Annotated in this window: 23 protein-coding genes and 1 riboswitch; of the genes, 12 read left to right on the top strand and 11 right to left on the bottom strand. The window is 58.6% G+C overall.

The window, feature by feature from the left end; all coding sequences use genetic code 11:
- The first annotated feature begins 55 nt into the window (after positions 1-55).
- On the top strand, positions 56-382 hold the full coding sequence (locus ACHUE7_RS16290) for a DUF3301 domain-containing protein (RefSeq protein ID WP_394170930.1): 327 nt from the start codon (positions 56-58) through the stop codon (positions 380-382).
- A gap of 270 nt (positions 383-652) precedes the next feature.
- Here the strand turns inward: ACHUE7_RS16290 and ACHUE7_RS16285 are convergent, their stop codons facing one another.
- The gene (locus ACHUE7_RS16285; RefSeq protein ID WP_394170929.1) at positions 653-1,957 is read right to left on the bottom strand and encodes an HD-GYP domain-containing protein; all 1,305 of its coding nucleotides are present in this window, start codon (positions 1,955-1,957) and stop codon (positions 653-655) included.
- 631 nt (positions 1,958-2,588) lie between these two features.
- On the opposite strand from ACHUE7_RS16285, the gene ACHUE7_RS16280 reads away from it, so the two are divergent.
- Positions 2,589-2,921: an HU family DNA-binding protein gene (locus ACHUE7_RS16280; RefSeq protein WP_213678812.1), complete on the top strand. Its 333-nt coding sequence runs from the start codon at positions 2,589-2,591 to the stop codon at positions 2,919-2,921.
- A gap of 192 nt (positions 2,922-3,113) precedes the next feature.
- Positions 3,114-3,659, top strand: coding sequence for a hypothetical protein (locus ACHUE7_RS16275; protein WP_394170928.1), 546 nt, complete (start codon positions 3,114-3,116; stop codon positions 3,657-3,659).
- Between the two features lie 7 nt (positions 3,660-3,666).
- Here ACHUE7_RS16275 and ACHUE7_RS16270 read toward each other — a convergent pair whose 3' ends face one another.
- From ACHUE7_RS16270 to ACHUE7_RS16255, 4 genes are all read right to left on the bottom strand, one after another.
- Complete coding sequence (locus tag ACHUE7_RS16270) at positions 3,667-4,596, bottom strand: substrate-binding domain-containing protein (RefSeq protein ID WP_394170927.1); 930 nt, start codon at positions 4,594-4,596, stop codon at positions 3,667-3,669.
- Positions 4,597-4,618: 22 nt separating this feature from the next.
- Positions 4,619-5,392: an ATP-binding cassette domain-containing protein gene (locus ACHUE7_RS16265; RefSeq protein ID WP_348474308.1), complete on the bottom strand. Its 774-nt coding sequence runs from the start codon at positions 5,390-5,392 to the stop codon at positions 4,619-4,621.
- On the bottom strand, positions 5,389-6,483 hold the full coding sequence (locus ACHUE7_RS16260) for an ABC transporter permease (protein ID WP_394170926.1): 1,095 nt from the start codon (positions 6,481-6,483) through the stop codon (positions 5,389-5,391). Before ACHUE7_RS16260 ends, ACHUE7_RS16265 begins: the two co-directional genes overlap by 4 nt.
- Positions 6,484-6,563: 80 nt before the next feature.
- A complete protein-coding gene (locus ACHUE7_RS16255; protein ID WP_394170925.1) occupies positions 6,564-7,583 on the bottom strand; it encodes a sugar ABC transporter substrate-binding protein in 1,020 nt (339 codons plus the stop codon).
- Positions 7,584-7,864: 281 nt separating this feature from the next.
- Between ACHUE7_RS16255 and ACHUE7_RS16250 the strand changes: the two genes are divergently transcribed.
- The 6 genes from ACHUE7_RS16250 to ACHUE7_RS16225 all read left to right on the top strand — a co-directional run bounded on the left by ACHUE7_RS16250 (position 7,865) and on the right by ACHUE7_RS16225 (position 15,434).
- A complete protein-coding gene (locus tag ACHUE7_RS16250; RefSeq protein WP_394170924.1) occupies positions 7,865-8,317 on the top strand; it encodes a MarR family transcriptional regulator in 453 nt (150 codons plus the stop codon).
- Positions 8,318-8,362: 45 nt separating this feature from the next.
- A complete protein-coding gene (locus ACHUE7_RS16245; RefSeq protein ID WP_394170923.1) occupies positions 8,363-9,823 on the top strand; it encodes a DHA2 family efflux MFS transporter permease subunit in 1,461 nt (486 codons plus the stop codon).
- Between the two features lie 149 nt (positions 9,824-9,972).
- Complete coding sequence (locus ACHUE7_RS16240; protein ID WP_394170922.1) at positions 9,973-11,424, top strand: TrkH family potassium uptake protein; 1,452 nt, start codon at positions 9,973-9,975, stop codon at positions 11,422-11,424.
- 20 nt (positions 11,425-11,444) lie between these two features.
- On the top strand, positions 11,445-12,815 hold the full coding sequence (locus tag ACHUE7_RS16235; protein ID WP_394170921.1) for a sensor histidine kinase: 1,371 nt from the start codon (positions 11,445-11,447) through the stop codon (positions 12,813-12,815).
- Positions 12,816-12,822: 7 nt separating this feature from the next.
- Entirely contained in the window at positions 12,823-13,512 is a 690-nt protein-coding gene (locus ACHUE7_RS16230; protein ID WP_394170920.1) for a response regulator transcription factor, read from the top strand.
- 197 nt (positions 13,513-13,709) lie between these two features.
- Positions 13,710-15,434, top strand: a complete 1,725-nt coding sequence (locus tag ACHUE7_RS16225) for a PAS domain S-box protein (RefSeq protein WP_394170919.1) — start codon at positions 13,710-13,712, stop codon at positions 15,432-15,434.
- Positions 15,435-15,625: 191 nt separating this feature from the next.
- On the opposite strand, the gene ACHUE7_RS16220 is transcribed toward ACHUE7_RS16225, so the two are convergent.
- Both ACHUE7_RS16220 and ACHUE7_RS16215 read right to left on the bottom strand, forming a co-directional pair.
- Positions 15,626-17,077 carry an ice-binding family protein gene (locus tag ACHUE7_RS16220; RefSeq protein ID WP_394170918.1) on the bottom strand — a complete coding sequence of 484 codons (1,452 nt, stop codon included), beginning with the start codon at positions 17,075-17,077 and terminating at the stop codon, positions 15,626-15,628.
- Positions 17,078-17,355: 278 nt separating this feature from the next.
- On the bottom strand, positions 17,356-18,432 hold the full coding sequence (locus ACHUE7_RS16215) for an AbrB family transcriptional regulator (protein WP_394170917.1): 1,077 nt from the start codon (positions 18,430-18,432) through the stop codon (positions 17,356-17,358).
- 172 nt (positions 18,433-18,604) lie between these two features.
- Here ACHUE7_RS16215 and ACHUE7_RS16210 point away from each other — a divergent pair, with 172 nt between their 5' ends.
- Both ACHUE7_RS16210 and ACHUE7_RS16205 read left to right on the top strand, forming a co-directional pair.
- Positions 18,605-19,243 carry a DUF502 domain-containing protein gene (locus tag ACHUE7_RS16210; protein WP_394170916.1) on the top strand — a complete coding sequence of 213 codons (639 nt, stop codon included), beginning with the start codon at positions 18,605-18,607 and terminating at the stop codon, positions 19,241-19,243.
- Between the two features lie 90 nt (positions 19,244-19,333).
- A riboswitch (FMN riboswitch) is annotated at positions 19,334-19,512 on the top strand.
- 90 nt (positions 19,513-19,602) lie between these two features.
- Positions 19,603-20,067, top strand: coding sequence for a 6,7-dimethyl-8-ribityllumazine synthase (locus tag ACHUE7_RS16205; protein WP_394170915.1), 465 nt, complete (start codon positions 19,603-19,605; stop codon positions 20,065-20,067).
- A 33-nt stretch (positions 20,068-20,100) separates the two neighbouring features.
- On the opposite strand, the gene ACHUE7_RS16200 is transcribed toward ACHUE7_RS16205, so the two are convergent.
- The 4 genes from ACHUE7_RS16200 to ACHUE7_RS16185 all read right to left on the bottom strand — a co-directional run bounded on the left by ACHUE7_RS16200 (position 20,101) and on the right by ACHUE7_RS16185 (position 25,243).
- Positions 20,101-20,340 carry a TIGR02647 family protein gene (locus ACHUE7_RS16200; protein ID WP_348474319.1) on the bottom strand — a complete coding sequence of 80 codons (240 nt, stop codon included), beginning with the start codon at positions 20,338-20,340 and terminating at the stop codon, positions 20,101-20,103.
- A gap of 101 nt (positions 20,341-20,441) precedes the next feature.
- A complete protein-coding gene (locus ACHUE7_RS16195; protein WP_394170914.1) occupies positions 20,442-21,899 on the bottom strand; it encodes a phospholipase D-like domain-containing protein in 1,458 nt (485 codons plus the stop codon).
- 51 nt (positions 21,900-21,950) lie between these two features.
- Positions 21,951-24,509, bottom strand: a complete 2,559-nt coding sequence (locus ACHUE7_RS16190; protein ID WP_394170913.1) for a PAS-domain containing protein — start codon at positions 24,507-24,509, stop codon at positions 21,951-21,953.
- On the bottom strand, positions 24,506-25,243 hold the full coding sequence (locus tag ACHUE7_RS16185) for a response regulator (protein ID WP_394170912.1): 738 nt from the start codon (positions 25,241-25,243) through the stop codon (positions 24,506-24,508). The genes ACHUE7_RS16190 and ACHUE7_RS16185 overlap by 4 nt, the downstream gene beginning before the upstream one ends.
- A 208-nt stretch (positions 25,244-25,451) precedes the next feature.
- Between ACHUE7_RS16185 and ACHUE7_RS16180 the strand changes: the two genes are divergently transcribed.
- On the top strand, positions 25,452-26,195 hold the full coding sequence (locus tag ACHUE7_RS16180) for a hypothetical protein (RefSeq protein ID WP_394170911.1): 744 nt from the start codon (positions 25,452-25,454) through the stop codon (positions 26,193-26,195).
- Positions 26,196-26,258: the final 63 nt, after the last annotated feature.

The following is a 26,258-nucleotide window of genomic DNA, read 5'->3' as shown; positions in this document are numbered from 1 at the left end:
ACCCCGTTGCCGATGCCGTATACTGACGCCCACACCCTCATTTGAAGAGACCCCTGTGGACGGCAAATCCCTACTGATCCTGTTGTTTGTGATCATCGCCGGCGCCTGGATCTGGCACCACCTCGGCCTGCGCCAGATTGCCCTGCACCATGCCCGCCGCGCGGCCAAAAAAGAAGGCGTACAAATGCTCGACGACAGCATTTACCTGCGCCGCATGCGCCTCGCCCGATCGACTGAGAGCATCATCGCCTTTCAGCGCATGTATCAGTTTGAATTCAGTACGGTAGGAGACCGGCGGTTTCTGGGCTGGGTGATTTTACGCGGGCGGCGACTGGAGTCAGTGCATTGGCAGCCGTACGTTGAAGACAAGGTGCTTCATTAAACCACCCGGCTCAAGTTTCGGGGTTCGCATACGATTAGCGACGGGTGGTAGGGCCGCCTCTGCGGGGGTATCTGAGGCATGGACTAAAACGCCAGGAGCGTTTTAGCATGAGCGCAGCGAGCCCGAAGGGTGAATCCCATGGATGGGATTCATATCCCGAAGTTAAGCTTACATGGACGTATTCACAGCGCCCCCGCAGAGGCGGCCCTGCCATCCGTTGCGGACTCATGGCGACGCGGCTCATTCGAACTCCGAAACTTGAAACCCCAGCTACAACATGCTGAGCGACAGACTCTGCAGGTCGACACCTTCAGCACCATCCGGCAACACTTTAGAAATACGCAGCGGCACCTGGTCATCTTCGGGGGTCAGTTTGGCCAGGTCGATGCGTGGCCCGAGCAGATAGCCGGTGTCGTTGGGAATCAGAATCTGCACCACGGGTAACAGGCGCTGGCCCATGCGGGCCTGAAGTACCACGGCAATGGAGTCGTCGGTCATGCGCACCAGAGTGCCCGGGGTGACCCAGCCCATGAATTGAATAAAGGCTTCAACCACCGTGCCTTCGAACTGGGTTTCGCGTTGCTGCCAGAGAATGCTCAGGGCTTCGTGGTGGGAACGGGCGGCATCGTAAACACGGTGCGAGGTGATGGCATCGTAGGCGTCGACCACCGCAACCAGGGCGGCCATGGCACTGTATTCGCCGGCTTTTTTACCGTTCGGGTAGCCGCGGCCATCCGGCCGTTCATGGTGATCGAGCACGGCGACTGCCACGTCAGCGGGCACGTCTTTGTCAGTTCTAAGCAGGTCGTAGCCCAGTTGCGAATGCCGTTTCAGATGATCGAATTCTTCCGGCGTGAGTCGCCCGGGCTTGTTCAGAATATCGTGATCGACCCGCATTTTACCCAGGTCGTGCAGCAAGCCGGCAAGACCTGCGTGTTCGACGTCTTTGTCTTCCCATTCCAGGGCACGGGCCAGGCCCATCGATAAAATAGCGACGTTAATGCAATGCTGGGCGGTGTAGTTGTCTTGCTGTTTGATGCGCGTCAGCCAAACCAGTGCCGAGAGGTTTTTATCCAGCGTGGTGGCCAGGGCCGAGACGGCACTTTTCGCGCCCGTCAGATCGAGCGGCCCGCCCCGGGTGATGGTGTGAATTAACCGGCGCGCTTGCTGATCGAGCCCTACGTAGCCGCGCAGAGCGGCTTTCATGGCCGGCTGGGTGACCCGGGTATGACGCAACCGGTTGATGGGGTGTTTGGCGTTGCTGGCGGCGGCCGAGACATTCAGCGACGCCGTCAGCGGTTTGCCCGGGCTGATCGACGGCGGGCGCCGGGGCGCAAGCACCTTGCGCAGGCTGCGGTTCAGGTCGACCACCACCCAGGCGCAATGGCGTTCGAACCAGGCTTTGTTCTCGGGGGTTTCAATCATCACGCCCTGCATCAGAAAGGGCGATTCACTCCAGTCGCGATCCATACGCGCCACAAAATGCCCGACCAGCAATTCGGCCGGATGTATCCTCGCCTGATGTTCCCACAAGGGCTCGGCATCCTGTGTAATGGGGCGTGACGGCTCTTTCATGAACAGTCAGGCTCGTCACCGTTCCCAACGGAAAACGCACGGGTTAACACTGCGCACATAGTGTTCGGATTCTCCATTGAACAAGTATTGCTCCATTCCAGCCCAACAAGGTTCACTTGCCAAACATCGTGTTCGGGCCTTACAGACTTCCCTGCTTCCCGGTTAAACGCAACCTGAAAACGGTTACAACAATAGCAGTGATTGCCCTGAAAATCAGTCGAGGAATGTAACCTGGCGTTCCCGCAAGAAGCCTTACAAGTCAACAATCCGACTAAAGTAGCAGCGTTTTGTGCCAAAAAACCCTCGACAACCGGGCGTCGCTCACCGACAGTCGAACTATGGCCAGCCCGGTCCCGATCACCGGTCGCAACCGGCTTCACGCAAGCCGGGTTGGACTGATCACATCGCGACCGGGTTGGCCGCCCACCCCAACCCCGCCTCACAATTCACTGTGGTTTTTCACCTCAAATGCGATTAACAGGCAAAAAACCGGTAAAAACAGCCAGGTTCGGCGTATTCAATGCTCCCGCAATGCGCTAAAGTCTTGCTCCAGCCAAGGGCTCGGTGAGCCTCAGCTTCAATGACCCTGTGTCATTCATCACCTTTACCGATAACCAATCAGGATGCATTCATGGTTAAAAAAGCCACTGCCATCAAAGAACGTTACACCAAGACTCAAATCGTCACCGAGATTGCCGAAAACACAGAACTGACCAAAAAAGACGTCCAGGCTGTGCTCGACGAACTGTCGGATCTGATGGAGCGTCACCTGAAAAAACGCGCCTGCGGCGAATTCGTATTGCCCGGCCTGATGAAAATTCAGTCAGTCAAAAAACCGGCCCGCAAGGCACGCCCGGGTGTGAACCCTTTCACCGGCGAAGAAATCATGATCGCTGCCAAGCCAGCCAGCACCGCCGTAAAAGTGCGTCCGTTGAAAAAGCTGAAAGACATGACCAACGCCTAAGGCGATGTCTGCGCCAAGGCTTTGACTTAACGCCCGGTTAGCCGGGCGTTTTTGTGTCTGTCTGCGACCAATGGGCAGGCTCTTTTCAGGTTGTTATTGCATCAAATCGCAGTTAGGTGCATGGTTTCCCCATGCAGGCATTTATGCTGTTTTTGCCTGGGAACAATAAAAAATAACCCTAGGATCACGCCTATGAATCTCTGGTGGTTAATCACCTCTAGCGTGCATTGCAGTTACGACGAGCTCAAGCGCCGCCAATGCGTCGCCCTGGGATGGGCCGAAATCGGCTCCCTGGAAAAGTATCTGAAAGACAAACCCGGCTGGGAACGTCAGTTCAAAACCCTGGTGCAGGTGCGGGGCAATCTTGCCTACGCGCGTGACAAACGCTGGACAGAAACCGCCAGTGCACTCAGTGGCGTACCGTCGTTACTGTGGTCGCTGTTGCAAATGCGGGCCGGTGATTTTGTCGTGGTCATGGAGTCGGGCAACCAGTTGACGCTGGGCCGGCTGGAAGTGCGGGGTATTACTCAGCTTACTGAGGATGGCATGACCAGCTACAGCTTCGAAGAAGGCGTACACCACGCGCACCAGATCAGCAAAGGCCTGACCTGGGTCGACTGGGACCGGGCGCATCTCGGCGAACTGGAAATGCCCAAACAGTCTTTCTTCTCCCTGCTGCAAGACAACGAACAGCTCGAAACCGTGAAGCTTGCCTGGGAACAGCGACCACAACGCTGACCCTGGGTCAGGGTTCTACAGGCAACGATTCCCGGGTGATCAGATGCGTTGGAATCCGGATGCTGCGCGGGCTCTGCAACCGATTTGCCCGATGCGCCAGGCTCACTTCAATGGCGCGCCGTGCCATTTCTTCGGGGGATTGAGCAGCCGTACCAATCAAGTTCGGATGATTGGCCGCCAGCGCCGCCAGCACTTGGTCGGAGCCGTCGACAGAGGTGATCAGCACATCTTCCCGGCCAGCCATCGTTGCGGCTTCCGCGGCCCCCAAAGCACTGGGGTCGTTGATGGCGAAGACACCGTTGATGCTGGGGTGCTGGCTTAACAGAAAAGTCATGGCTTCGAGGCCACCACCGAAAGTGCCACCGGCATTGAAGCGGTCACTGACCAGTCGAATACCAGGGTATTCCTGCAGTGCCGCCCGACAGCCAGCGACTCTATCAGTTACTGAAGAAACACTGGCACCATTGATGATGCCCAGGTCCCCTGCCCCGCCCATTCGCTCAGCCAGATACCGACAAGCCACCATGCCGGCCTGAACGTTGTCCGTGGTGACGCTGAGGTCGGCGCCTTGGGCGTCGATGTCCACCGCGGTGACGGTAATGCCCGCCTGGCGCGCTTGATGGATTACCGGTTCAATGCCAACGGAATCGGCCGCAGAGAGCAGAATGATATCCACCCGGTCGTCGATGAAACGCCGGATCTGTGCCTGTTGCCGCTGCAGATCGTAAGCGCTGGAGACAACCGTCATCTCCACCGGCTGCGACGACTGGTCGTTGGCGGCATCTTGCAGGTGCTGCGCCAGGGCGTAGAAAAACGGGTTGCCCAGGTCCGCCAGGCTGACACCTACCCGGAGGGTATCGGTATCGGCTCTGACCACCGACTGACCCGCCAGCCAAAGACTGCCCAGACACAACACCATGACCAGCGTGCGTTTCATTGTGTGATTCCTCGTGTCGGGTTCAGGCGGCATCAACCTCGACCGCACCGGTCATGATCGCCACCGCGTCCGACATGCTGTGGGTATCCGGCTTGATCACGGCGGCACGCTTGCCCAGACGGTGAATGTGAATGCGGTCGGCCACTTCAAAGACATGCGGCATGTTATGGCTGATCAGCACCACAGGCAAACCCCGATCGCGCACATCGCGAATCAGGTTCAGTACCCGGCGCGATTCTTTCACGCCCAGCGCAGCCGTTGGCTCATCGAGAATCACCACCTGGCTGCCAAAGGCAGCCGATCGTGCCACCGCTACCCCCTGGCGTTGCCCACCCGAGAGTGTTTCCACGGCCTGGTTGATGTTCTGGATGGTCAGCAGGCCCAGTTGGCTCAACTGCTCGGTGGCCTGCCGACGCATTTCTGCTTTATCGAGCATGCGGAACACCGACCCGAGTATGCCCGGTTTGCGCAACTCGCGGCCGAGAAAGAGGTTATCGGCGATGCCCAGCGCTGGCGATACGGCTAGCGTCTGGTAGACGGTTTCAATACCCAGGCTGCGCGCGTGCATCGGGTTCTTGAACTGAACGACCTCGCCGTTCATGCGGATTTCGCCAGCATCCGGCACCAGGGCGCCGGAGAGTGCCTTGATCAGCGACGACTTGCCCGCGCCGTTATCACCAATCACCGCCAGCACTTCACCGGGGTAGAGTTCGAAGTCGGCACCGTCGAGTGCGGTCACCCGACCAAAGCGTTTGACCAGGCCCTTGGCCTGTAAAACCGGGGTTGGCTGGTTCATGCGGAAGCCCTCCGTATCCATTGATCGATGCCCACGGCCACCAATATCAGCAGGCCGACGGTGAATTCCTGCCAGAGCACATCGACCCCGGCCAGTGCCAGACCGTTGCGGAAAATACCCACGACCAGTGCGCCAATGAGCGTACCGACGATCGAGCCGCGCCCGCCGAACAGGGACGTACCGCCAATCACCACGGCGGTAATGCTGTCGAGGTTCGACATGGTGCCCACCTGGGGGCTGACCGAACCGATGCGGCCAATCATCAGCCAGGCCGCCAGACCACAGATCACACCGGCGACGATGTAGACCGACATCAGCACGCGCTGGGTTCGAATGCCGGCCAGTTCAGCGGCGTCTTTGTCGTCGCCCGTGGCGTAGACATGGCGGCCCCAGGCGGTCCAGTTCAGGGCGTACCAGACCAGCCCGACCAGGGCGATCATCATCAGCGAACCAAAGGTGATGCGCGCGCCGAACACCGAGAAGGAGTTACCGGCCCACTGCAACAGCGGCGCCACGGCTTCGATGTCTTGCGAACGAATGGTCTGGCTGTTCGAGTACCAGAGGTTCAGGGAGAAGAAGATGTTCCAGGTGCCCAGCGTCACGATAAAGGGCGGCAGCTTTATTTTTGTAACCAGCGTGCCGTTGATGGCCCCGCAGACCGCGCCGCAAAACAGGCCCAACAGTAACGCCATCGAGGGTGGCAACCCGAAATCCACCGCCAGCCGACCCATGACGACGCTCGACAATACCATGATGGCACCCACGCTCAGGTCGATGCCCATGGTCATAATGATCAGCGTCTGGCCCACGCCCAGGGCACCGATGATGGTGACCTGTTGCAGCACCAGCGACAGGTTAAAGGGCGTTAGAAAACGCTCCCCGGCGATCAGGGAAAACGCCAGTACCGCGGCAATCAGCACGATGGCCGGTGCGGCGGTTGGGTTGGCGTGGAAGAAGCGGTGAATGCGGCGTGGCCAGTCCAGCACCTCGTCGCTGCGCATCGCAATGGAGCCTCCCACCGAGTCGGTGACCCGTTCATGGTCGGCCTGCTGGTTGAGTGGCTGGGAGCCTTGAGTGGTGTGTTCAGTCATAACGCCTCCCGGCGACCACGCCGCTCATTACAACGGCGTGGCCCGCACGGATAGTTAGTGGAATGCTGCGCCAGCAGGCATCAGCCCCAGCACTGATCCAGTGCTTCTTCGGACGAGATTGACTCGATGCCCTCTACCGGCTGGTCAGTCACCAACGTCACGCCGGTATTGAAGAAACCGAGCCCCGGGGTTGCGCCGGGTTTCACACCGGTTTCGGCGTAGGTGACAATGGCGTCGACACCCAAAGAGGCCATCTTCAGCGGAAACTGCATGGAGGTGGCGCCAATGACACCGGCGGCGACGTTTTCAACGCCCGGGCAACCGCCATCGACCGAGACGATGTTCACCTGGTCGGTCAGACCCACGGCTTTCAAGGCTTCATAAGCCCCGGCGGCGGCCGGTTCGTTGATGGTGTAGACCAGGTTGACGCCCGGGTCGCGCTGCATCAGGTTTTCCATCGCGCGGCGTCCGCCTTCCTCAGAGCCCTGGGTCACGTCGTTGCCGATGATGCGGTCATCTTCCTCATCGCCGATGTCTTGCGGATCGTTCAGGTCAACCCCGAAGCCCTGCAAAAAGCCCTGGTTGCGGGCCACATCGACGGAGATTTCAGAGGAGTTCAAATCCAGCAGGGCAATGCGGGCATCGTCCGGGTTCCCGGTTTTCGCCTGTGCCCACTGGCCGATCAGTTCACCGGCCTTGAAGTTGTCGGTGGCGAAGGTGGCGTCGGCCGCGTTGGCGGGTGTCAGCGGTGTGTCCAGCGCAATCACCACAATGCCGGCGTCACGCGCTTGCTGTACCACAGGCACGATGGCTTCGGAATCGTTCGGAGTAATCAGAATGCCTTTGGCACCGGCGGAGATCAGGTTTTCGATGGCCTGAACCTGGGAGTCGTTGTCACCGTCGAATCGGCCGGCGAAGGAGCGCAATTCAACATTGCCGTGCTGGGCAGCTTGCGCCTCGGCGCCTTCTTTCATTTTAACGAAAAAGGGGTTGGTGTTGGTCTTGGTGATCAGGCCGATCAGAATGTCGTCGGCCATGGCCGCGCCGGACGCGATGCTCAGGCCCATGGCCAGAGTCAGAGTTTTGAGTGATGCCTTCATGATCTGTACTGCCTCTTGTTGTTATTGAGTGAGTGATCCATTGCGATAGCTGTTCAGGCCAGCCAGGGATTGGCCATGCCTTAACGAGTCACTCTACGGAGCCAGACTAATGAAATATTTCAGGCCGGCGGGGCAGGCTGAAACAATTGAAATAAAGGCGTCCGCCGGGGTGCAACACCGGGTAAGAAGAGCGGTGCGGTAACGCTTCGTTTCATTAGATAGGTAGCTATCTATCTAAATGGGCGTATCCTATGCAGTTCATGTTGTAACCGCTGTCGCTGATGACCGAACTGAAACACAACCGCGAACGACTGGGCTACCGCCTCGGGCAAATTGCCCGACTGTGGCGGGCCGAAGTAGACCGGCGCCTGTCACCGCATGGCCTGACAGAATCGCGCTGGCGTCTGTTGCTGACTCTGCACAAAGCCGAGCACCCGATGCATCAGAAAGAACTGGCCGACCTGCTCGGCGTTCAAGGGCCCACCCTGGTGCGCTCTCTGGACTGGCTGGAAAACGAACAACTGGTCGAGCGACGCTCAATCAACGGCGACAAACGCTGCAAGACGATTCACCTGACGCCACGAGCCGAACCCTCGCTGGAGCGCATCAAAGCCGTAGTGGAAAGCGTGCGCGAAGAGATCTTCGAGGGCATTGACCCGGCCGACATCGACACCTGTCTGTCGGTGCTTGAGCAACTGGCCGGCAACCTGAACGCGGCCGGCAACGCCTCCTGAGCCACCCGTGCAGCCTGCAGCAACCGTTAACCGAATGGACACCCGATGACCGCACACACAACCCAGACACAAAACGACGACATACCCGCCTACAACCGGACGCTGATTGTCGTCATTCTGATCGCCGGCGCATTCGTCTCTGTGCTTAACCAGACGCTGATGCTGGTTGCCATTCCACCGATCATGCAAGACTTTGATGCCAACCCCAGTCTGGCGCAGTGGCTTACCACCGGCTTCATGATGGCCAGTGGCCTGCTGATTCCCATCACCGCCGCACTGATGGATAAGTACTCCAGCCGAACGCTGTACATTGCCGCACTGGTGATTTTCACGCTGGGCACCCTGCTTGGCGCCGTCGCCCAGACCTTCACTGTGCTGCTGATCGCCCGCATCATTCAGGGGGCTGCCGCTGGCATCATCATGCCAATGATCCAGACGCTGATCATGATCATGTTCCCGATTGAGAGACGCGGGGCGGCCATGGGGCTGGTGGGATTGGTGATCGCCTTTGCCCCGGCAATAGGACCGGCATTGTCAGGTTGGGTGGTCGACCACTTTTCCTGGCGCTACCTGTTCGTGCTGATTTTGCCCATTGCCTTGCTGGTAATAGTGGCAACGCTGATGTTCATGAAAAACGTGACCCGCCAGCGCGCCAGCCGCATCGACTCGTTGTCCGTTGTGCTGTCGAGCTTTGGTTGGGGGGGACTGTTGTTCGGGTTCAGCATGGCCGGATCGGCCGGCTGGGACAGCGCCAGTGTGCTGGTGAGCTTGCTGGTTGGCGCGGTGTCACTGGTGGCTTTTATTCACCGGCAACGGGGGCTTGAACAGCCGCTGCTGGACTTCAATGTGTTTCAGTCTCACACCTTTACCATAACCACCTTTTTATCGGTGCTGGTGTTCACCTTGCTCATTGGCACACAGACCATGATTCCACTCTATGTGCAGTCGGTACGGGGCATGTCGGCGCTGGATGCCGGTCTGATTCTGCTGCCCGGTGCTGTACTGATGGGCATTATTTCGCCGCTGGCAGGGCGCCTGTTCGACCGCTTTGGCATTCAGGTTCTGGCCATCGCCGGCTTCACGTTGCTCAGTATCGGCATGTTCATTCTCGCGACCATGCCGGATAACGGTCACCCGACCTGGCTGGTTGCCGCCTCAATCTCTCAAATGATGGGGGCCACCTTATTGATGATGCCGTTGATCACAGCAGGCATAAACTCGTTGCCAGTGCCTCTGATCGCTCACGCGGCGGCTATGAACAACACACTGCGCATGGTCGGAGCGTCCATCGGCACCGCTATGTTGGTCACCGTGCTAAGCGGTCGCGCCGCCCTGTTCGATAACCCGGATTCACCGGCCGCCATCGCCGCCGGCATTCACCTGGCGTTCTGGGTTGCCTTCGGCCTGGGGCTGCTGGGCTTGGCCACTACGGTCTGGCTACGCCATCACGTGCTGCGCGAACGCCGCCGGGAGCAACGTGCAATCAATGAAGCCTCCGGTGCGTAACCTGACTATCTGACTGATCGGGCTCGCCCCTGAGCCCACGATGACATGCAAACCTTATGCTTTTCTTACGCGGCGCCAGAGGGTATTACAGCTTTGTTATAGCGTGATCCTTACCATTAGCGATGTATTAATCGTTGTGGACAAGCACCGTGAGCGCCGTAAAACCCGCCCTGAAAATTGCCACCTTCATCATGCTTATCTGGGGCTGCCTGATGGGGCTGACAGTGCTGCTGGCCGATTGGTCCACCGCTCAGGAAGTGCGCGCCATGGTGCTCAGTGCGCTGGTCTGTTTGGCGGTTGCCCTGGTTTGCATGCTGCTTTCGCGCGGGCCTTCGATTCGCATGAAAGCAAAGCCGATGTTTCTGGTGACGGCGGTTAACTGGGGCCTGCTGTGCCTGACCGGCGCATTGCCGCTGTACCTTGGCTGGCCTGAATTAAGCTTTATTGATGCTCTGTTCGAGAGTGTCTCCGGGGTAACCACGACCGGCTCAACCATTCTGGTCGGGCTCGACGATGGCCCCCGCACCCTGATTTTGTGGCGCTCGCTGACGCAGTGGGTCGGTGGCATCGGCATCATTCTAATGGCCGTAGCGGTATTGCCGTTCTTGAAAGTCGGCGGCATGCGCCTGTTTAAAACCGAGAGTTCGGAATGGTCCAATATTCAGAATACCCGGGTGCGCACAGTGGCCACGCAAATTGGTGTGGTCTACCTACTGCTCACCGCTCTGGCTGCCGCTGTCTACTGGGCATTGGGGATGACCGGCTTCAACGCTCTGAACCATGCGTTAACCAGTCTCGCGACCGGAGGCTACTCAACCTCTGATTCGTCGTTCGGGCAATTTGATAGCAGTGCCCTGGTATGGGCGGGCAGCAGTTTCATGTTATTGGGCGGCTTGCCATTTCTGCTGTATGTGCAATCGCTGCATGACCGCGCCTGGCACATAGCGCGCGATGCCCAGGTTCAGCTGCTGTTCAAACTGGTGGCCGCCGCCGCACTGGCGATGACAGTACATCGATTGCTGACCGGATCGAGCGAGTCGTTTTTTCACGCCCTGACCCACGCGGTTTTCAACATTACCTCCGTCGTCACCACCACCGGCTACGCCACCGAAGATTACACCCTCTGGGGCAGTTTCTCGCTGATGCTGTTTGTGTTTCTGATGTTCAGTGGCGCCTGCTCAGGCTCTACCTCCGGTGGCACCAAGTTGTTTCGGTTTCAATTACTCGGATTGCTGTTGCGCGAGCATTTGTTCAAATCGCTGCATCCCTCCGGTCATTTTCAGCGCACCTATAACCATCGCCCGGTCGGTGAAGGCGTGCTGGTGGCCTCGCTGGCGTATTTGTTTGTGATGCTGGTCAGCCTGTTGCTCTTCTCCATAGCACTGACGCTGACTGGCCTGGATGTGGTGACCGCCGGGTCTGCCGCGCTCACGGCGCTGATGAACGTCGGCCCGGGTTTTGGCCAGGTGATTGGACCAGCCAGCAACTTTTCCACCCTGCCCGATACCGCCAAGGCCATCCTCTGCCTTGCCATGCTGCTGGGCAGGCTTGAATATATGGCCCTGCTGATTCTATTCACACCGGCCTTCTGGCGCTGGTAATGGGAAACCGGAGGGGTTCGATGAAACAGGCCTGGCTGTGGCCGCTGTGCAATGGTGTGATCCCGTTGGCCATTACCGGCCTGGGGTTACTGCCGCTGCCCTGGCTAGCGCATACCACCTTGCTGTTGCTGTATTTGATGGCCGTGGTGCTCAGTGCACTGCTGACCGACTGGCGCGGCGTGCTGACCAGCGCCGGACTGGGCCTGCTGCTGTTCAACTACGCCTTTACCCAGCCGGTGTTCAGCCTGGCAATGCACGAGCCTGAAGAAATAGTCGCCGCCGCCCTGTACGTCGTTTTCGCATTAATGACCGGCGGCCTGGCTTACCGGTTGCGCCACCAGGTCGACCAGTTATCGTTTCAGCAGCGTTTTGTCAGTGCTCAACTGGCCCTGACCAAACACCTTCAGGACGACCCGACCAGGGCCGATGCAGATCACCTGGCGACCTTTTCACAGCAGGTGTTCGGCGATGCCCGGGCACTGACCCTGAATGAAGGCCAGACCGATCCGTTAACCCGTGCGCGCGGGCTAAACAGCGACCCGGAGCTGACCCATAACCTGCCCGAGGGCTGGCAATCGATGGTGCGGGCGTTGGGCGAACAATGGCTGGCGTATCAGGAGCGCCGCGAAGCCCGGCAGGAACGCAAAGCCGCTGAACGCCGGGCCGATGAAGAGTCGTTGCGCAATGCGTTGCTGTCTTCCGTCTCGCACGATCTGAAAACACCGTTGGTGACGATGATGGGCGCGGCCACCTCGTTGCGCGACCTGCAAGCCGACCTGAACGAAGACGACCGCCGGGAGCTGCTGAACTCCATCATTCTCGAAAGCGAACGTCTGGAACAGTACATTCAGAACCTGCTCGACATGACCCGCCTGGGCCAGGGCGAGCTGACCCTGAACCGCCAGTGGATCTCGATCGACGAACTCTACCACGTGGTTTACCGGCGCCTGGCCGCCGCAAAGCCCTCACCCGGGGTTAGCTTTCACCCAAGCGGTGAGCTGCCTTCTGTCTGGGTACATGCAGCGCTGGTCGAACAAGCGCTGTTTAATGCGCTCGACAACGCACTGAAAGCCGTGGGTTCAGACGGTCGCGTTGAAGTTCACGCTGGCGCAGACGCCCGTACCGTCTGGATGGATGTGCTCGACCAGGGCCCTGGCCTGCCGCGTGACCAATGGGAGGCCGTATTCGGGCAATTCTATTCGTTCAGCCGGGGCGACCGCTATTCAACCGGCTCGGGCCTCGGCCTCACCATTTGCCGGGGCATGATGCGGGTCCACGGTGGTGAAGCCGCCTTTGTAGAGCCCCCGGACGGTTTCACCCTGTGCCTGCGACTGACGCTGCCCATAGCGTCTGTCGGGGCAGACACCGCCACCCGGCCCAACCAGGAATAACCCAGCAATGAACCGAATTCTGATCATTGACGATGAAGCCCAGATCCGCCGCTTTCTGCGCATCAGCCTGGCGTCTCAGGGGTACGATGTGATTGAAGCGGAGACCGGCACCCAGGGTATTGCTCAGGCCGTGCTGGCCCAACCCGACCTGGTGATTCTGGACCTCGGCCTGCCCGACCTGGATGGCAAAGAGGTGCTGCGTCAGCTCATGGCGCAAAGTCAGCAGCCGGTGCTGGTCTTGTCGGTTCGCTCTACGGAGATGGAGAAAGTCGCGGCCCTCGATATGGGCGCTGAAGACTATGTGGTAAAACCCTTTAGCGTGAATGAGTTGCTGGCCCGGGTGCGCCGCATTCTCGCCTCACGCACCGGCACCCGGGAAGACCCGGCCGACGCTGTCTATTCCGACACCCGGTTGTGCATTAACCCCGACCGGCATGAACTGACGCTCGATGGCCAGAGCATCAGCCTCACCCGCAAGGAATGGGCGGTGATGCAGCACCTGGTGCAGGCTCCCGGCCGGCTGATCACCCAGACCAGTCTGCTGGAAAAAATCTGGGGCCGCAGTCACAAAGACGACTCCCAATACCTGCGTAATGTGATTCGCCAGTTGCGCATCAAGCTTGGCGACAATGCAGCCAACCCGGAATACCTGGAAACCGAACCCGGCATCGGTTACCGCTTTCTGGACAGGCGATAATACGCGGCCTCCCAGCCAACAACACCGGTCTTAATTTGCAGGTATCCGAACCCAAAGTTAGCCGGCTTCCGTATCACCCGTCCTAAAGGAACGGCCCGGTCAGCCGACACGCTATGACAGGGCCGGGTTCATTCCAGGCTGTTTTCCCCGCGTGTGGTTTGTGCACACGGACGGTGCCACCAGAGGATGTATTCACCATGGCTCGCTTTCTATCTCGCTGGTTTTCCAGCGCCCGCTCCACCCTGGCACTCGAACAGGCTCCCCAGGCCATTCTGACGCTGGATGCGCAACACTCCGTCGTTTTCTTCAATGCGGCAGCAGAACGACTCTGGGGCCTGGGCCGCGATGCCGTGCTCGGCAAACCCGCAGCCCAGTTGCTGGCGAAAGACGCGCTGAAACGCCTGAGTAGTTCTACCGACACCCCGCTTGAAGCACAGATTAAGGCGGCAGACGGCCACGCCATCTGGGTGCAACTGGAGGCAGCCGAGATCGAGTCGGGCCGGACGGTCCAGCACACGCTGTTCGTGCGGGACATCAGCCGTGAGCGCTACGCCCGGGAAATGATGAACCAGACGCTGGAGCAGGCGATGGACGCCGTGGTGTCGATCGACGAGCACAACAACGTCACCTTTTTCAACAAGGCCGCCGAAGCGGTGTGGGGCTACAGCCGCTCCGAGGTATTGGGCAACAACGTAAAAATGCTGGTACCCAAAAGCCTGCAGTCGCAGCACGATGGTTTCATCAACCGCAACCGAAGTACCGGTGAAAATCGCATAGTCGGCAGCTACCGTGAACTCACGGTAGTGCGCAAAGACGGCACCGAATTGTGGGGCCAGGCCGCCATCAGCAAGATCGAATTCGACGGTCGCATAACCTACACGGCCTTTATAAAAGACGTCACCGAGGAAGTTGAAAAACGGGAAAAAATGGAAATGCTGTCGCTGGTCGCCGACCAGGCTAACAGCGGTATCATTATTACCGACAGCAAGGGCAGTATCGAATACATCAACGCCGGTTTTGAAAAACTGACGGGCTACAGCCTGGCCGAATCACGCGGTAAAAAGCCTGGGCCCATGCTTCAGGGTGAAGGTACCGATCCTGAGACCGTTAAGAAGATTCGCGAACACCTCGACCGGCTGGAACCCTTTTATGTTGAGATTCTGAACTACCACAAGAACGGTACGCCTTACTGGGTGTCGCTTTCCATTGCGCCCGTGTTCGACGAGCGCGGTCGCATAGAGCGGTTTATTTCGGTCGAGGCCGACATTACCCAAAGCAAGCAGGAGACAGTCGATTTTACCCGTCGCCTGGAAGCCATTGAACGGTCGATGGTAACCATGGAATTCAACCCGGATGGCAGCTTTATTTCTGCCAATAAACTGATTCATGCCAAATACGGCAACAAGGAGAAAGTGTCTCAGGTTGCCAAAGCACTGTGGGCGAAGCTAACAGCGGACAACATTAAGACACTGCGTACGAAAGGTGAATTCAGCGGTAAGGATTCCGTCGATCTGACTGGCCTGCCACCCCTGGCGCTGGACTATCAGGTTGTCGCACTGAAGACGTTCTCGGGCGAGGTGCGCCGCTATGTTTTGTTTGGCATCGACATCACCGATCGCTATCAGGCACTGAGCGAGACCCAGGAAGCGATGGAATCGGTACTGCAGGTCAGTAACAAAATCAGCGGCATCGTCTCAACCATTAATGCCATTGCCGACCAGACCAATCTGCTCGCACTGAACGCGGCGATTGAAGCGGCCCGTGCGGGTGAAGCCGGACGAGGCTTTGCGGTTGTAGCCGATGAAGTGCGCACCCTGGCCAGCAAGTCGAGTGCGTCGGCCGGTGAGATTGATACGCTGGTGGATGAGACCAATCAGCGCGTTGAAGCACTGGCAGCGTCTTTGAACAAGATTGATGGTTGACCGCGTTCCTTGCATCCGTGTCAGGTACCGGGTAGGCCTATCCGGCACCTGACACTCAACTGGTCGCCAAGATTCACTGATACAAATTTTCTATTATGCTACAAAAAGAAAAACCGCGATCAACGTCGCGGTTTTTTGTGTTCGGTCGCAGAAAATAACCTGTGGCCGTGACGTCCCTGTCTGTTCAGTGCTTACTGCGCAGGTTCGTTGACGTCGTTGGCGATCAGCGTCACAGCGGTCTGTGCCAGAGCACGACCGTTAAATACCGCACCCGACTTCAAGATAATACCCGTCTGGCCAAGCACAACGCCGTTAAGCGTCGCGCCGGCTTGCAAGGTCACTTCACCCGCCACTTGCCAGAACACGTTCTCGGGCACTGCGCCACCGGTGAGTACAACCGCCTTGCCGTCTTCCAGTTTCAGGTCTTGCCCAATCTGGAAGATCCAGACATCGGTCGCGGTGCCGGTCAGGGTGACATCAGAGGTTACCAGTACGCCAGTGCCCCACTTGTACAAACCCGGGTCCAGCGTCAGACCACCGATCTCACCAGCGCCTAATTCGGTAAAGTCCGGGTTAACGCGGCCAGCCGCATCGGTATAGGCGGTTTCCATATTGCTGACCGCTGTGGTCAGGTCGCCAGGAGTTGGCGTGGTCATATTCGATGCAAAGAGTTCGCCGGTCACCAGTGGCGAGGTGGAGAATATACCGCTCGAATCGAGTGTATCTCCAAAACCGGTTAACGCTGTGCGCGTTGCAGGGCTGACGGCGATATCACCAGTGATGTGCGTTGTACCGGTTGTGGATATGCCGGTCTTGGCCAGTATCACATAGTTCGCGGCTGTACCCAAATCGACCATCGCAGGGCTCGAAGACACCTCAGTACCGGTTGTGAATGTGGTTTCCGAAAGTGCCAGGCCGTTTCCGGCCAGGTCCAGAATAGCGGTACTCAGCGTCAACGTATGAAGGGTGCTCGCTTCCAGATTGTCATCGGGTATGATCATTACCGTCTTTGGGTTCACGTACAGTAAATCGCCGGAGACGACGTCAATGCCTGCATTTTTTGACAGTTCAAAACTGGTTGAGGTCAGCGTCTGCGGGTCTATCGCTTCGCTAAAGATCACGCTCACTTTAGTGTTGCGCAGCACATCGGTCGAGAGATCTGCAGGGCTGATGGTTGACGGTGTCGGCACCGCGTTATCAACGGATGAACCCGTTGTAAAACTCCAGACGTAATCGCTCAGCAATACGTTATCCATGTCATCTTCTACCGCTGTGGTTATGGTAGCGGTGTAGACTGTGCTCGCGGTCAGATTGCCATTCGGGGTAAAGGTCGCTGTCCGGGTATCGGCATTGTACGCTACCGCACCGACAACATCGGATTCGCCCGCGCCCTGCATCGTAAAACTGCTTTGTGTCAGGGTTTCGGATTTCATCGCCCGGTTAAACACCGCGACAACTTTGGTATTGGTACCCGCCGTTGTTGAATTGGCGACTGGTGCACTGGAGGTTACGGCCAGAGAAGCGATGACGGTTGTCGTGGTATCGAGGTCGCCATTACTGCCATCACAGGCGGCCAGGGTTACGACGAAAAGTGACGCGAATAGGGTTAGAAAGGTCTTCGAGTATTTTTGTAGAATACCCATAATGTAGCCTGCTTATTGGAACCGGTAACACAGAAGATGTTCAACCGGTTGGGGGAGTGTGAGCAACACGTACTCATTCTCGAAAGCCTAGTGCACTGGTTTGGACCAGTAAGAAAACACAGAGGTTTATCTGAATGCGCTATTGCGCGTTTGAAAAGGCCACTGGGATGCAGCTTAGTACCGTTATACGCTTAACTGAGCGAATAAACTGTTTTATTTATTGTACCGGTGTTCCAAATCTTACCCTGTTGCATGCAATCGCCGACAACCAAGTGCCCTTACCGGCTTCGTCCTCCTAACTGCTCAGCAACCCAGGGCAGTGCAATCGCAATAATCAGAAACCGCACCACGTGGTGCACCACCACAAAGGCCGGGTCGGCATTCAACGTTGCGGCAATCAGCACCATTTCGGGCAGACCGCCGGGAGCAAAAGCGAGAAAAATAGCCGCCGCCGGAATGTCGGTCAGCAGCGTCAGAAGTGCTGTCATCAGCGCGACCAGAGTCACCGTCAGCAACAGGGCAACCAGGCTGTGACCCGAAAGAATGACGGCCGTGCGCCAGCGAATTTTGGCGAACTTGGTGCCCAGATAGGTACCGAGCACAAACTGCACCGGCACCAGTGCCTGGCCGGGAATGCTCAGGTCGGTCAGGCCGGTAATTTGCAGCACCGCAACCCCGGTTAACGGTCCCAGCATCAGCGGTTGTGGCCAGCGCAGTCGCCTGGCGATCCACAAACCCAGGGCGATGGCAGCCAAAGCCCACACAACGGACTGCCAGGCGGGCAATGCCCAGGCTTCGGCTGACACTGAGCGAATGCGATTGATATCGAGCCCGGTCAGGTCACCGAGGCTCACCAGAATCAGCGGCACGAAATAGATCACAGCCAGCACCCGGGTTATTTGCGGGATCAGCATCTGCTTTTCATCGGCGCCACTGCGTGCACCCATGATCAGCACGAGCGACTGGGCTCCGGGCACCGAGGCATACAGCGCCGTGGTGCTATCGAACCCGGCAAAACGCCGAAAGTACCAATGGTTGACCGCTGTTGTTGCAATAACCAGCAACACCATGCCGATCAGCGACAGGGGCCAGTGCCAGACGGTAAACACCAGGCTCGGGTCAAGAGCGGCACCGGCATAGATGCCCAGTATCAGCAGCATGGCGGTGAACAGCCGAATTGGAATATGGGGAGTAAAACCGAGCAGGCTGCCGACAAGCGTCGCTGTCAGGCTGCCCAGCATCCAGGGTAACGGCCAGGACAGCGCATTGAACACCAGGGCACCGACGGCAGCGATGGCGAGCGTCAGCAGCAGATTCAGCGCGGTGTTCAATCGGGTCGGATGACTGGGGCTCATGGCGCTCCGGCAGGATTAATAGTCGCGCGCAGTATAGAGTGGCAGGCAGGGTTTCGAAATAAAACGCAGCGTTAAACTCCGAAGGCCAATAGCTGGCATTCAATCTGATAGGCTCTGCTCTGATTAAGAGTGTACGACCCTGAAACGCCAACCTGAACACAGGAGCACATAAATGCGCAAAACCATCACCCGTGGAGTCCTCAGGATCCTGCCGCTGGCGCTGTCTTTGTGGCTGTTCTGGACGATCGGCGACGGGCTCAATAATTTCGGGCTCGCACTGCTTCGCCTGGTCGGCATCAGCCAACCCTGGGCAGGGAGTGGCTTTGTTTTGGTGCTGACCCTGTTGCTGATCATCGGCCTGGCGTTCAGTGTCAGTCCGATCGTCTGGTTGTACCAAAAGTTGGAAGACCAGATTCTCCGGTTTCCGCTGCTGAAGACCGTATATGGGGCCATTAAAGACATGGCCTCGCTGATCAGCACCGACCCGGAGAAAACCAAAGAACGGCAAACCGTTCTGGTTAAACAGGCGAACGACACCTACATTGTCGGCTTTGTGACGGCAAACGATGTCCCCAGGGCTGTTGGTCAGGCGCTGGAAAAACACAACGAAACCGATGAGTGGGTGCCGGTGCTGATGCAGGTCAGCTATCAGATCGCCGGGGTAACGCTGCTGGTGCGCAAGGCCGACCTGATTTATGTGGACTGGCCGTTTGAAGATGCGATGCAATTCATGCTGACGGCCGGTTTGTATAAGAGCACAGAGCAGGAATCGGCCTCGCCCGGTATCAGACCTAACGCCACACCGGACTGATTTCGACAACGCTGGCTCCCAGCGCTTGGGTGATGGTGCGCTTCTGTGTTTTTTCAGTATACTGCCGCTCGTCTGGCGCTAAGGCGCCAGCAGCGTTCTCAGGGCGGGGTGAAATTCCCCACCGGCGGTATCTGATTGGCAGCAATGCAGGTCAGGAGCCCGCGAGCGCTCGCGGTGAACCGGATGAAAGCCGGTGCGTCACGGCGAGGTCAGCAGATCTGGTGTGAAACCAGAGCCGACGGTTAGAGTCCGGATGAGAGAGATCGCGAACCACCCAATCGCTGCCGCGCCCTGCGCGGTGGTCTTTGCGTACTCGCGCGCCCTGATTCTGGCCATCACCCTAATCGTGAGGGAAACCCATGAATCAGTCTATCCCCAACCGCACTACCCGCGTCGCCGTTATTGCGGCCTCCTGGCATGCCGACATTGTCGGACAGGCCTGCGCGTCGTTTGAATCTGAACTGAAACAACTGGACACCTCGGCCGAGGTCGAACACCTGCGCGTGCCCGGTGCCTATGAAATTCCATTGCACGCCAAGCACCTGGCCAAAAGCGGACGCTTTGACGCCATTGTCGCCTGTGGCCTGGTAGTCGACGGTGGCATCTACCGGCATGACTTTGTCGCCCAGGCGGTGATTGATGGGCTGATGCGAGTGCAGCTGGATACCGATGTTGCGGTCTTCAGCGTGGTGCTGACGCCGCACCATTTTCACGAACACGAGGAACACCAGCGCTATTTCCGCGAGCACTTCGTGAAAAAGGGTCAGGAAGCGGCTCAGGCCTGCCATGCCACCCTGGGTAGCCTGCGGGCGATCACCGGTTAACCTGAACGGCCCGAAACCATTCGGGCCGTTGCATTACTGACTCGATAGAATGCCCAGCAACTTTCGAGTGTGGTCGACTGTTTCGACCCCGAGGTCGGTCAGGTAGCCGCCGTCTTTATGGGTGATCAGCCCTTTGCCATGCAGGCGTTCGGCAGCGGCTACCAGTGCCGGGTCGGCCTCCTGGCTATGCACTTTTATGCCTTCCTGCAATGAAGAGGCCCGAAACTGGGTAAGCAAATTCAGCTCGGCGAGGTGGTCGTCGGAGAAGGGCATGGCGATTCCTATTGTTGTTCGGGCATAAGCTTATGTTTAGTCGAGTTTTCCTGATTCGACAATCCTGGCGCGTTACCTATCGCGCCCCTATCCCGGAAACCTCAGAATGTACTGATCCCGCTGGCCTCCATGAACCGGTACACCAGTTGCGGCCAGACCCGGTTGTCGGCGTAGGTTCCGTAATCGACACTGAAGCGTTTGTCGTCGGTGTTGCTCCAGCGCAATTCAAACCAGTCGGCGGCGTCTGCCAGAGCGGTTAACTCGGCCGTTCTGCCAGTTAATACCACATTGGTTTCCAGGTTGAGGTTATTGAGGTTGCGGCGTGTAAAGTTGGCGGAGCCGACAATCAACGTGGCCTCGCCATCGGCGTGCCGGGCCAGCATGAATTTGGAATGGCACTGTTCGCCCCGGGTTTCGCACCAGCGCACGGGAATGCCGGCCCGGTGCAATTCGAGCGCGGTTTGTCGGTTGGGGATACCGTTCTTTTCGCGGCCGAAGGCGTCTTTGTTGGCGTCGAGCAGGAGGAGCAATTGGGCCTGACGGTCGTGCGCGGCCAGCAGGGCGTTGACGATGTCGCGGTCTGACAGGTAGAACACGGCGATGTCGAGCTGATCGCCGGCGTTAACGCCATTGATGGTCTCCAGCAGCGCGTGTTTGATGGCCAATTCAGTGACCACTCTTAACCCGGCGTCCGTTGCGTCGGCCGGGGCCCGGGTTGATAGCGTCGACTGTACCGTCGGGCCGCCCGAAAAAGCCAGCACGGCCTGCTCGGTTGTCAGCAAATCCTGTACGGCAGGCCCGGAAAAGCGCAGGGCAACGTTGCCGTGGGCGCTGCTGCCATCATGGGGGTTGGCCGAGGTCACCAGCGCCGCGTAGTCGTTACCCCCGCCCTGGTCGGCAATAATCACTTTGCGGTGATTGGCCTTGAAGTTCGGCAAAATCAGAAAGCTTCGCAGTGATATTCGGCCATCGCCCAAGGGGCTTGCCAGCCTGTCTCCGGTGCTGGTTCCAAAGTGCGATAAAAAGGTACGCCAGATGGAAGAATAGGCCGGGTTGCTGTCGCGCAGGGCCTCCAGCCGGGTCAGCGTCACGGTGATGCCCGCTTGTTCCAGCCGCTCCAGGTGCCTGGCACGCTGACCGCCATAGACGGTATTGATCGGGTCGGTGATCAGGTGAGCCTCAAGCTCGGGGAAGCGCTGCTTCTGGGCGATCAGTCGCTCGGTCAGTTCGGCCGACAGCGCGCGGTGCTCTTCCCGCACCTCACCCTGAAAATCGTTGAACAGAAACATGTCGATCAGCACAAAACGTTCGGCCGCGTCGATCATGGCGAAGACTTCATCGAAGATGCTTTGTTCGAGATGACGCTGGTCGTCGGTGCCAATGTAAGACGTATCGGATAAAAACCGCACATCGCTGACCGGCCGCAGCGGGCCGTCAACGTTGAGGCCGGGTGGCAAGGGTTTAACGCTGTGGTAAATGCCCACTGCCAGCAAAACCAGCCCAACAGCCACTAACAGTGCAATTGCGATACGACCTCCTGCCCTGGGTACGCCCACCATGGTGCTACTCCTTCAGATCCGGGCGTGCATCATCCATGCGTTTCCCGGGTGTCAGTCCTTCCGGCTCTGTATCGGCTCTGACCGCTGGCCAGTTGCCGACAAGGGCGGAAACAAGGCGTCAATATGCCTTTGAGACAGGGGCTTTTGCAACAAAGGATGCTCGATGGCAAACCCCAGGTCGTCTTCCAGCCGTTCGCGCGGCAGGCCGGACATCAGCAGGCAGGGCACGTCGGGCCAGTATTTGCGCACCATGGTTACCACGTCGAGCCCGTTCAGCAAGCCACCCAGGTTCACATCGGAGAGGACCAGCCCGGCAGTTTCGTCGCTGTGATGCGCCCAGTCGATGAACTGTTCGCCATGCTCGAACGCCATGACCCGGTAACCGCGCTGTAGCAACAAATCGGCCAGCGCCTGGCGAACGGCGATATCGTCTTCAACCAGCACCAGCGTAAGACTGGCCTTGAAGGTAAGCGAGTGTTCGACGACGCTGGCGCCAGGTGTGCTCAACTGAGTGGTTACCGGCCAGCTCATGCACACCGTTGTACCCTGCCCCGGCCAGGATTGCAGAGTGAACTGCCCACCGCTCTGCTGCACAAACCCATACACGGTCGACAACCCGAGACCACTGCCCTGACCCACTGGTTTGGTGCTGAAGAAGGGTTCCAGCACGCGTTTCTGCAACGCCACCGGAATACCCTGGCCGGTATCGGTCACCGTCAGTTCCAGCCGATCCTGTTGTTCAAGGTAGCGGGTACGAACCGTAATGGCACCCTTGCCGGGAATGGCCGATACGCTGTTCAACACCAGATTCAACAGGGCGTTTTCCAGCTGAGAGGGGTCGATGTACAGACTCCGGCCCGGGGCCGCCAGATCAAGTGTGAGCGTAACCGGGCCAGAAACTGAATATTCCAGCAGTTCAGTCAGCCCCTCGATCAACCGGTCCGGTTCGACCACCTCGGGCGTCAGCCGTTGCTTGCGGCTGAAGGCGAGTAACCGCTGAACCAGCTGGGCACCACGTTCGCTGACATCCAGCGCGCGGTGCAAATAGGGTGTGCCAGCGTCGCTGACCGCGCCACTTTGCTCCAGCAACTGTAAGTTGCCCGACAACGCCGCCAGCAGGTTATTGAAATCGTGCGCGACACCACCGGTCAGCTGGCCCAGTACGTCCATTTTTTGCGCCTGCTGCAATTGCTGTTCGGCCATGCGCCGTTCGGTCAGGTCCCGGTACAGGGTGACAAAGCCACCATTGGGCATCGGCTGGCTGCGAAACTCGATGATCTGACCATCGTCGTAATGGCGTTCAAAGTTCTGCTGGCTCTGGTGGCGCTGCACGTTCATGGTCGGCATGTCGACGGTTTCCTGCTGCACGCTGAGGTTGCGATGCGCCTTGCGCGCCATCAGTGCCTGCACCTCGTCCAGCGCCATGCCGGGCTGCAGGTCGCCGTCGCTGAAATCGAAAATCTCCAGGTAGCGCCGATTCCAGATCACCAGCCGGTCGTCGCGGGAAAACACACTGAGCCCGTCCTGAATCTGGTTATGGATGGTTTCCAGCAGCGTTTTCTGGGTATCCAGCTCGGCGCTGGTGCGTTCAGCTTGCAGGGCGTGCTCACGGAACACATCGTAGGCGTGCACCAGATCTCCAATTTCATCCTGGCGATGAACGGGAATTTGCGCCGGCGACTCCTCGCGCCGCGACAATTGCATCATGTCGTCGGTGACGGTAGCCAGGTCCCGAATCAGCCGGCGATTGTTCAGGTAATACACCAGCAGCGCCAGCATCACCACCAGCGACAAGCCCAGGGTGAGCACCCGGGAGGCGTTTACCCGGTCGGTCACCGCCGTTTGCTGACGCACCACCACCTGCTGAATATCGGCAGCGAAGCTGTTGGTCTGCTCAGTGAGGCGCTCCGAGTGGGCGCGCAAGCGGGCCAGCAGGAATGCCTTGTTTTGCTGTATGCCCTGCAACGTCTGGTATTCAGCGGTGGCCAGCTCCAGCCAGTCGAGGTAGGCCTCGGGCTCGGCCACGGCTAGCACCAGCGGTCGCAGTCGCTCCCGGGTCTGGCGGTTATAGTCGGCCGGGTCGGTAATCGCCCGGTAAAACAGCTGCAACGGCAACCAGGGTTCTATGGTGACGGAATGGCCGGCCTCAGTGCTGTAGCGCGCCTGCTGATCAACCTGAAACTGAGCCGCCAGCACGTCTTCGCGAATAAAGAGTTCGTCGTATACCCGCTCGGTCAGCGCGTCGAGATCGGCTTTAATGTTGGCGAGAATGGCCTGGATTCGAGCGCGAACGTCCGGGTTTTGCAACCGTTGCGACAGGGCAAACACCCGCTGGTATCGGCTTTCGAGACGCTGCCGCTCGGCTTGCAGTTGAAACGGACGCCCGGCCGATGCCAGGTAGGGCGCCAGCGCCACAATCTGGGCCGCTTCATCGGAGAGGCTCAGAGCAGTGCGTATTTCCGGAATCAGTAACCCTTCGAACTCATTCACCGCATCCCGGGTCTGGCTAAGACCGCGCCAGGAAAAGCTGACCAGCGTCAGCAACAGCACCAGGCCCACCACAAAGGCAGCCAGGGCTTTCGCGTGTAACGTCCAGCGCAGCGGGTTCATAGCCGTTTGACCGTCGCCTCAAAACGGTAGCCGATGCCGCGCTCGGTTTTGATGTAGTGCGGCGCCTTGGGGTTGGGTTCGAGCTTGCGGCGCAGGCGCAGTATCAGAACGTCGATGGTGCGATCGAAGGATTCGGTTTGAGTGCCGTGGGTTTTTTCCAGCAAATAATCACGACTTAGCACACGGTTCGCCGACGATAGCAGCACATTCAACAGATTGAACTCGCCGTAGGTCAGGTCGACCATCTCGCCCGCCGGGTTCAGCAGCGTCCGCCGCGTCAGGTCGAGGCACCAGCCATCGAACACCAGGCCTTCGGAAACCCGTTGCACCAGTGATTTGGGGGTCTGGCTCAGTTGGGTACTGCGCCGCAGCAGGGCCCGCACCCGGGCGACAATTTCGCGCAGATTGAACGGCTTCATCATAAAGTCGTCGGCGGCGACTTCGAGGCCGAGAATGCGATCGGTCTCATCGCCCTTGCCGGTGAGCATCATGATCGGCACGGGCGAATCGCGGCGGATGTCCTGCGCCACGCGCAAGCCGCTTTCGTGCTCCAGCTTCAAATCGAGCAATATCAGATCGGCCGGGTCTTGCGCTTGCAGGCCCAGCAGCGCCTGCCCGGTTTGGACCGGCGTAACCCGGTAGCCCTCCAGCGTCAGGGTGTCGGTCAGTACCTGCAAGATGTCCGGGTCGTCATCGACGATGGCAATGTGATGCGCCTGGGGGGTTGCGGCCATCGGTTTCTCCGGGCTTTTTATCATTATGGTGCCAGGTGAGTCTGTGTACGCGCGTTCGCGCCACTCAGTGACGCACTGAAATGTTAACAGAGTATTTCAAACACGGCCCCAAACCCTTGGGGGGAAAGCCGCGAAGTGTGGAGCCGGTCGCAGATGTAAAGCCGGCATCATGCCATTCTAGGCCATTACTCCCAAGCTGAATGATGTCATGACAACCCCTGCAATCCGCTCCCGACTGGCCCCGTTAAGGCTGGCCCCGTGCACTGCGTTGCTCACCTTGCTGGTCGCAGGTTGCCAACCGGAAACCGCCAGCGACAACTCCGGCGATACGTCCGACCCCGTCGATACTGATGACAGCGGCACCGTTGAGCTGGCGCTGGCAGTGCGATCGCTCAGCTACACCCAGGCTAACCCGGGGCCGACTCAGGCCGTGCTGGATATACGCATACCGACGGAAGCCACCGTGCAACTTGTGTTGAACGATGAATTGATTGAAGAATGGGATACGGGCGACTCTTGCATTGTATTCCCGGCCTTTACTCAGTGTGCAGATTACCTGGACCAGTCTCTGCCCGTCATGATCGAGACAGGGGGCGAGCAGCAGTTTGAACTGACGGCGCTAAAAGGCGGCGACTGGAAAACAGTGACCTTTGAGCGCGACCTGACGCTGGGGCAATGCATCAGTAATGAGGCGTTTTACAATACCGAGGTCCAGGATGTTCTGCAGAGTCAATGCAGCTCATGCCACAACGGTGGTAACCCGGTGTTCAGTGCCGGGGCCAGTTGGGCGCAGTTTGAAACAACCATTTTCAACTCAACGCACCGGTTATATCAGGCGCCCTCCCATCAGGAGAATGGTCACAACGCCAAGCCACTGGAGCCTTACGACGTGGACTACCGGGCCATCGCAGAGCTTGTCTGGCGATCTCTTAATGAGTTTGAGTGCTCATAGCCGCCGAAATCAACTCTCAAGTTTCAGAGTTCGCACAATACGAGCGGCGGGTGCCGGTTGTGC

Source organism: Saccharospirillum alexandrii, from assembly GCF_043641555.1.
In the GTDB taxonomy this organism is placed as follows: Bacteria; Pseudomonadota; Gammaproteobacteria; order Pseudomonadales; family Natronospirillaceae; genus Saccharospirillum; species Saccharospirillum alexandrii_A.
This window is presented reverse-complemented; position numbering and strand designations above follow the sequence as displayed.

Excerpts from the sequence above, each read along its gene's own strand:
- ACHUE7_RS16285 (WP_394170929.1), bottom strand. The coding sequence starts at position 1,957 with ATGAAAGAGCCGTCACGCCCCATTACACAGGATGCCGAGCCCTTGTGG.
- ACHUE7_RS16280 (WP_213678812.1), top strand. The coding sequence starts at position 2,589 with ATGGTTAAAAAAGCCACTGCCATCAAAGAACGTTACACCAAGACTCAA.
- ACHUE7_RS16275 (WP_394170928.1), top strand. The coding sequence starts at position 3,114 with ATGAATCTCTGGTGGTTAATCACCTCTAGCGTGCATTGCAGTTACGAC.
- ACHUE7_RS16270 (WP_394170927.1), bottom strand. The coding sequence starts at position 4,596 with ATGAAACGCACGCTGGTCATGGTGTTGTGTCTGGGCAGTCTTTGGCTG.
- ACHUE7_RS16265 (WP_348474308.1), bottom strand. The coding sequence starts at position 5,392 with ATGAACCAGCCAACCCCGGTTTTACAGGCCAAGGGCCTGGTCAAACGC.
- ACHUE7_RS16260 (WP_394170926.1), bottom strand. The coding sequence starts at position 6,483 with ATGACTGAACACACCACTCAAGGCTCCCAGCCACTCAACCAGCAGGCC.
- ACHUE7_RS16255 (WP_394170925.1), bottom strand. The coding sequence starts at position 7,583 with ATGAAGGCATCACTCAAAACTCTGACTCTGGCCATGGGCCTGAGCATC.
- ACHUE7_RS16250 (WP_394170924.1), top strand. The coding sequence starts at position 7,865 with ATGACCGAACTGAAACACAACCGCGAACGACTGGGCTACCGCCTCGGG.
- ACHUE7_RS16245 (WP_394170923.1), top strand. The coding sequence starts at position 8,363 with ATGACCGCACACACAACCCAGACACAAAACGACGACATACCCGCCTAC.
- ACHUE7_RS16235 (WP_394170921.1), top strand. The coding sequence starts at position 11,445 with ATGAAACAGGCCTGGCTGTGGCCGCTGTGCAATGGTGTGATCCCGTTG.
- ACHUE7_RS16230 (WP_394170920.1), top strand. The coding sequence starts at position 12,823 with ATGAACCGAATTCTGATCATTGACGATGAAGCCCAGATCCGCCGCTTT.
- ACHUE7_RS16225 (WP_394170919.1), top strand. The coding sequence starts at position 13,710 with ATGGCTCGCTTTCTATCTCGCTGGTTTTCCAGCGCCCGCTCCACCCTG.
- ACHUE7_RS16220 (WP_394170918.1), bottom strand. The coding sequence starts at position 17,077 with ATGGGTATTCTACAAAAATACTCGAAGACCTTTCTAACCCTATTCGCG.
- ACHUE7_RS16215 (WP_394170917.1), bottom strand. The coding sequence starts at position 18,432 with ATGAGCCCCAGTCATCCGACCCGATTGAACACCGCGCTGAATCTGCTG.
- ACHUE7_RS16210 (WP_394170916.1), top strand. The coding sequence starts at position 18,605 with ATGCGCAAAACCATCACCCGTGGAGTCCTCAGGATCCTGCCGCTGGCG.
- ACHUE7_RS16205 (WP_394170915.1), top strand. The coding sequence starts at position 19,603 with ATGAATCAGTCTATCCCCAACCGCACTACCCGCGTCGCCGTTATTGCG.
- ACHUE7_RS16200 (WP_348474319.1), bottom strand. The coding sequence starts at position 20,340 with ATGCCCTTCTCCGACGACCACCTCGCCGAGCTGAATTTGCTTACCCAG.
- ACHUE7_RS16195 (WP_394170914.1), bottom strand. The coding sequence starts at position 21,899 with ATGGTGGGCGTACCCAGGGCAGGAGGTCGTATCGCAATTGCACTGTTA.
- ACHUE7_RS16190 (WP_394170913.1), bottom strand. The coding sequence starts at position 24,509 with ATGAACCCGCTGCGCTGGACGTTACACGCGAAAGCCCTGGCTGCCTTT.
- ACHUE7_RS16185 (WP_394170912.1), bottom strand. The coding sequence starts at position 25,243 with ATGGCCGCAACCCCCCAGGCGCATCACATTGCCATCGTCGATGACGAC.
- ACHUE7_RS16180 (WP_394170911.1), top strand. The coding sequence starts at position 25,452 with ATGACAACCCCTGCAATCCGCTCCCGACTGGCCCCGTTAAGGCTGGCC.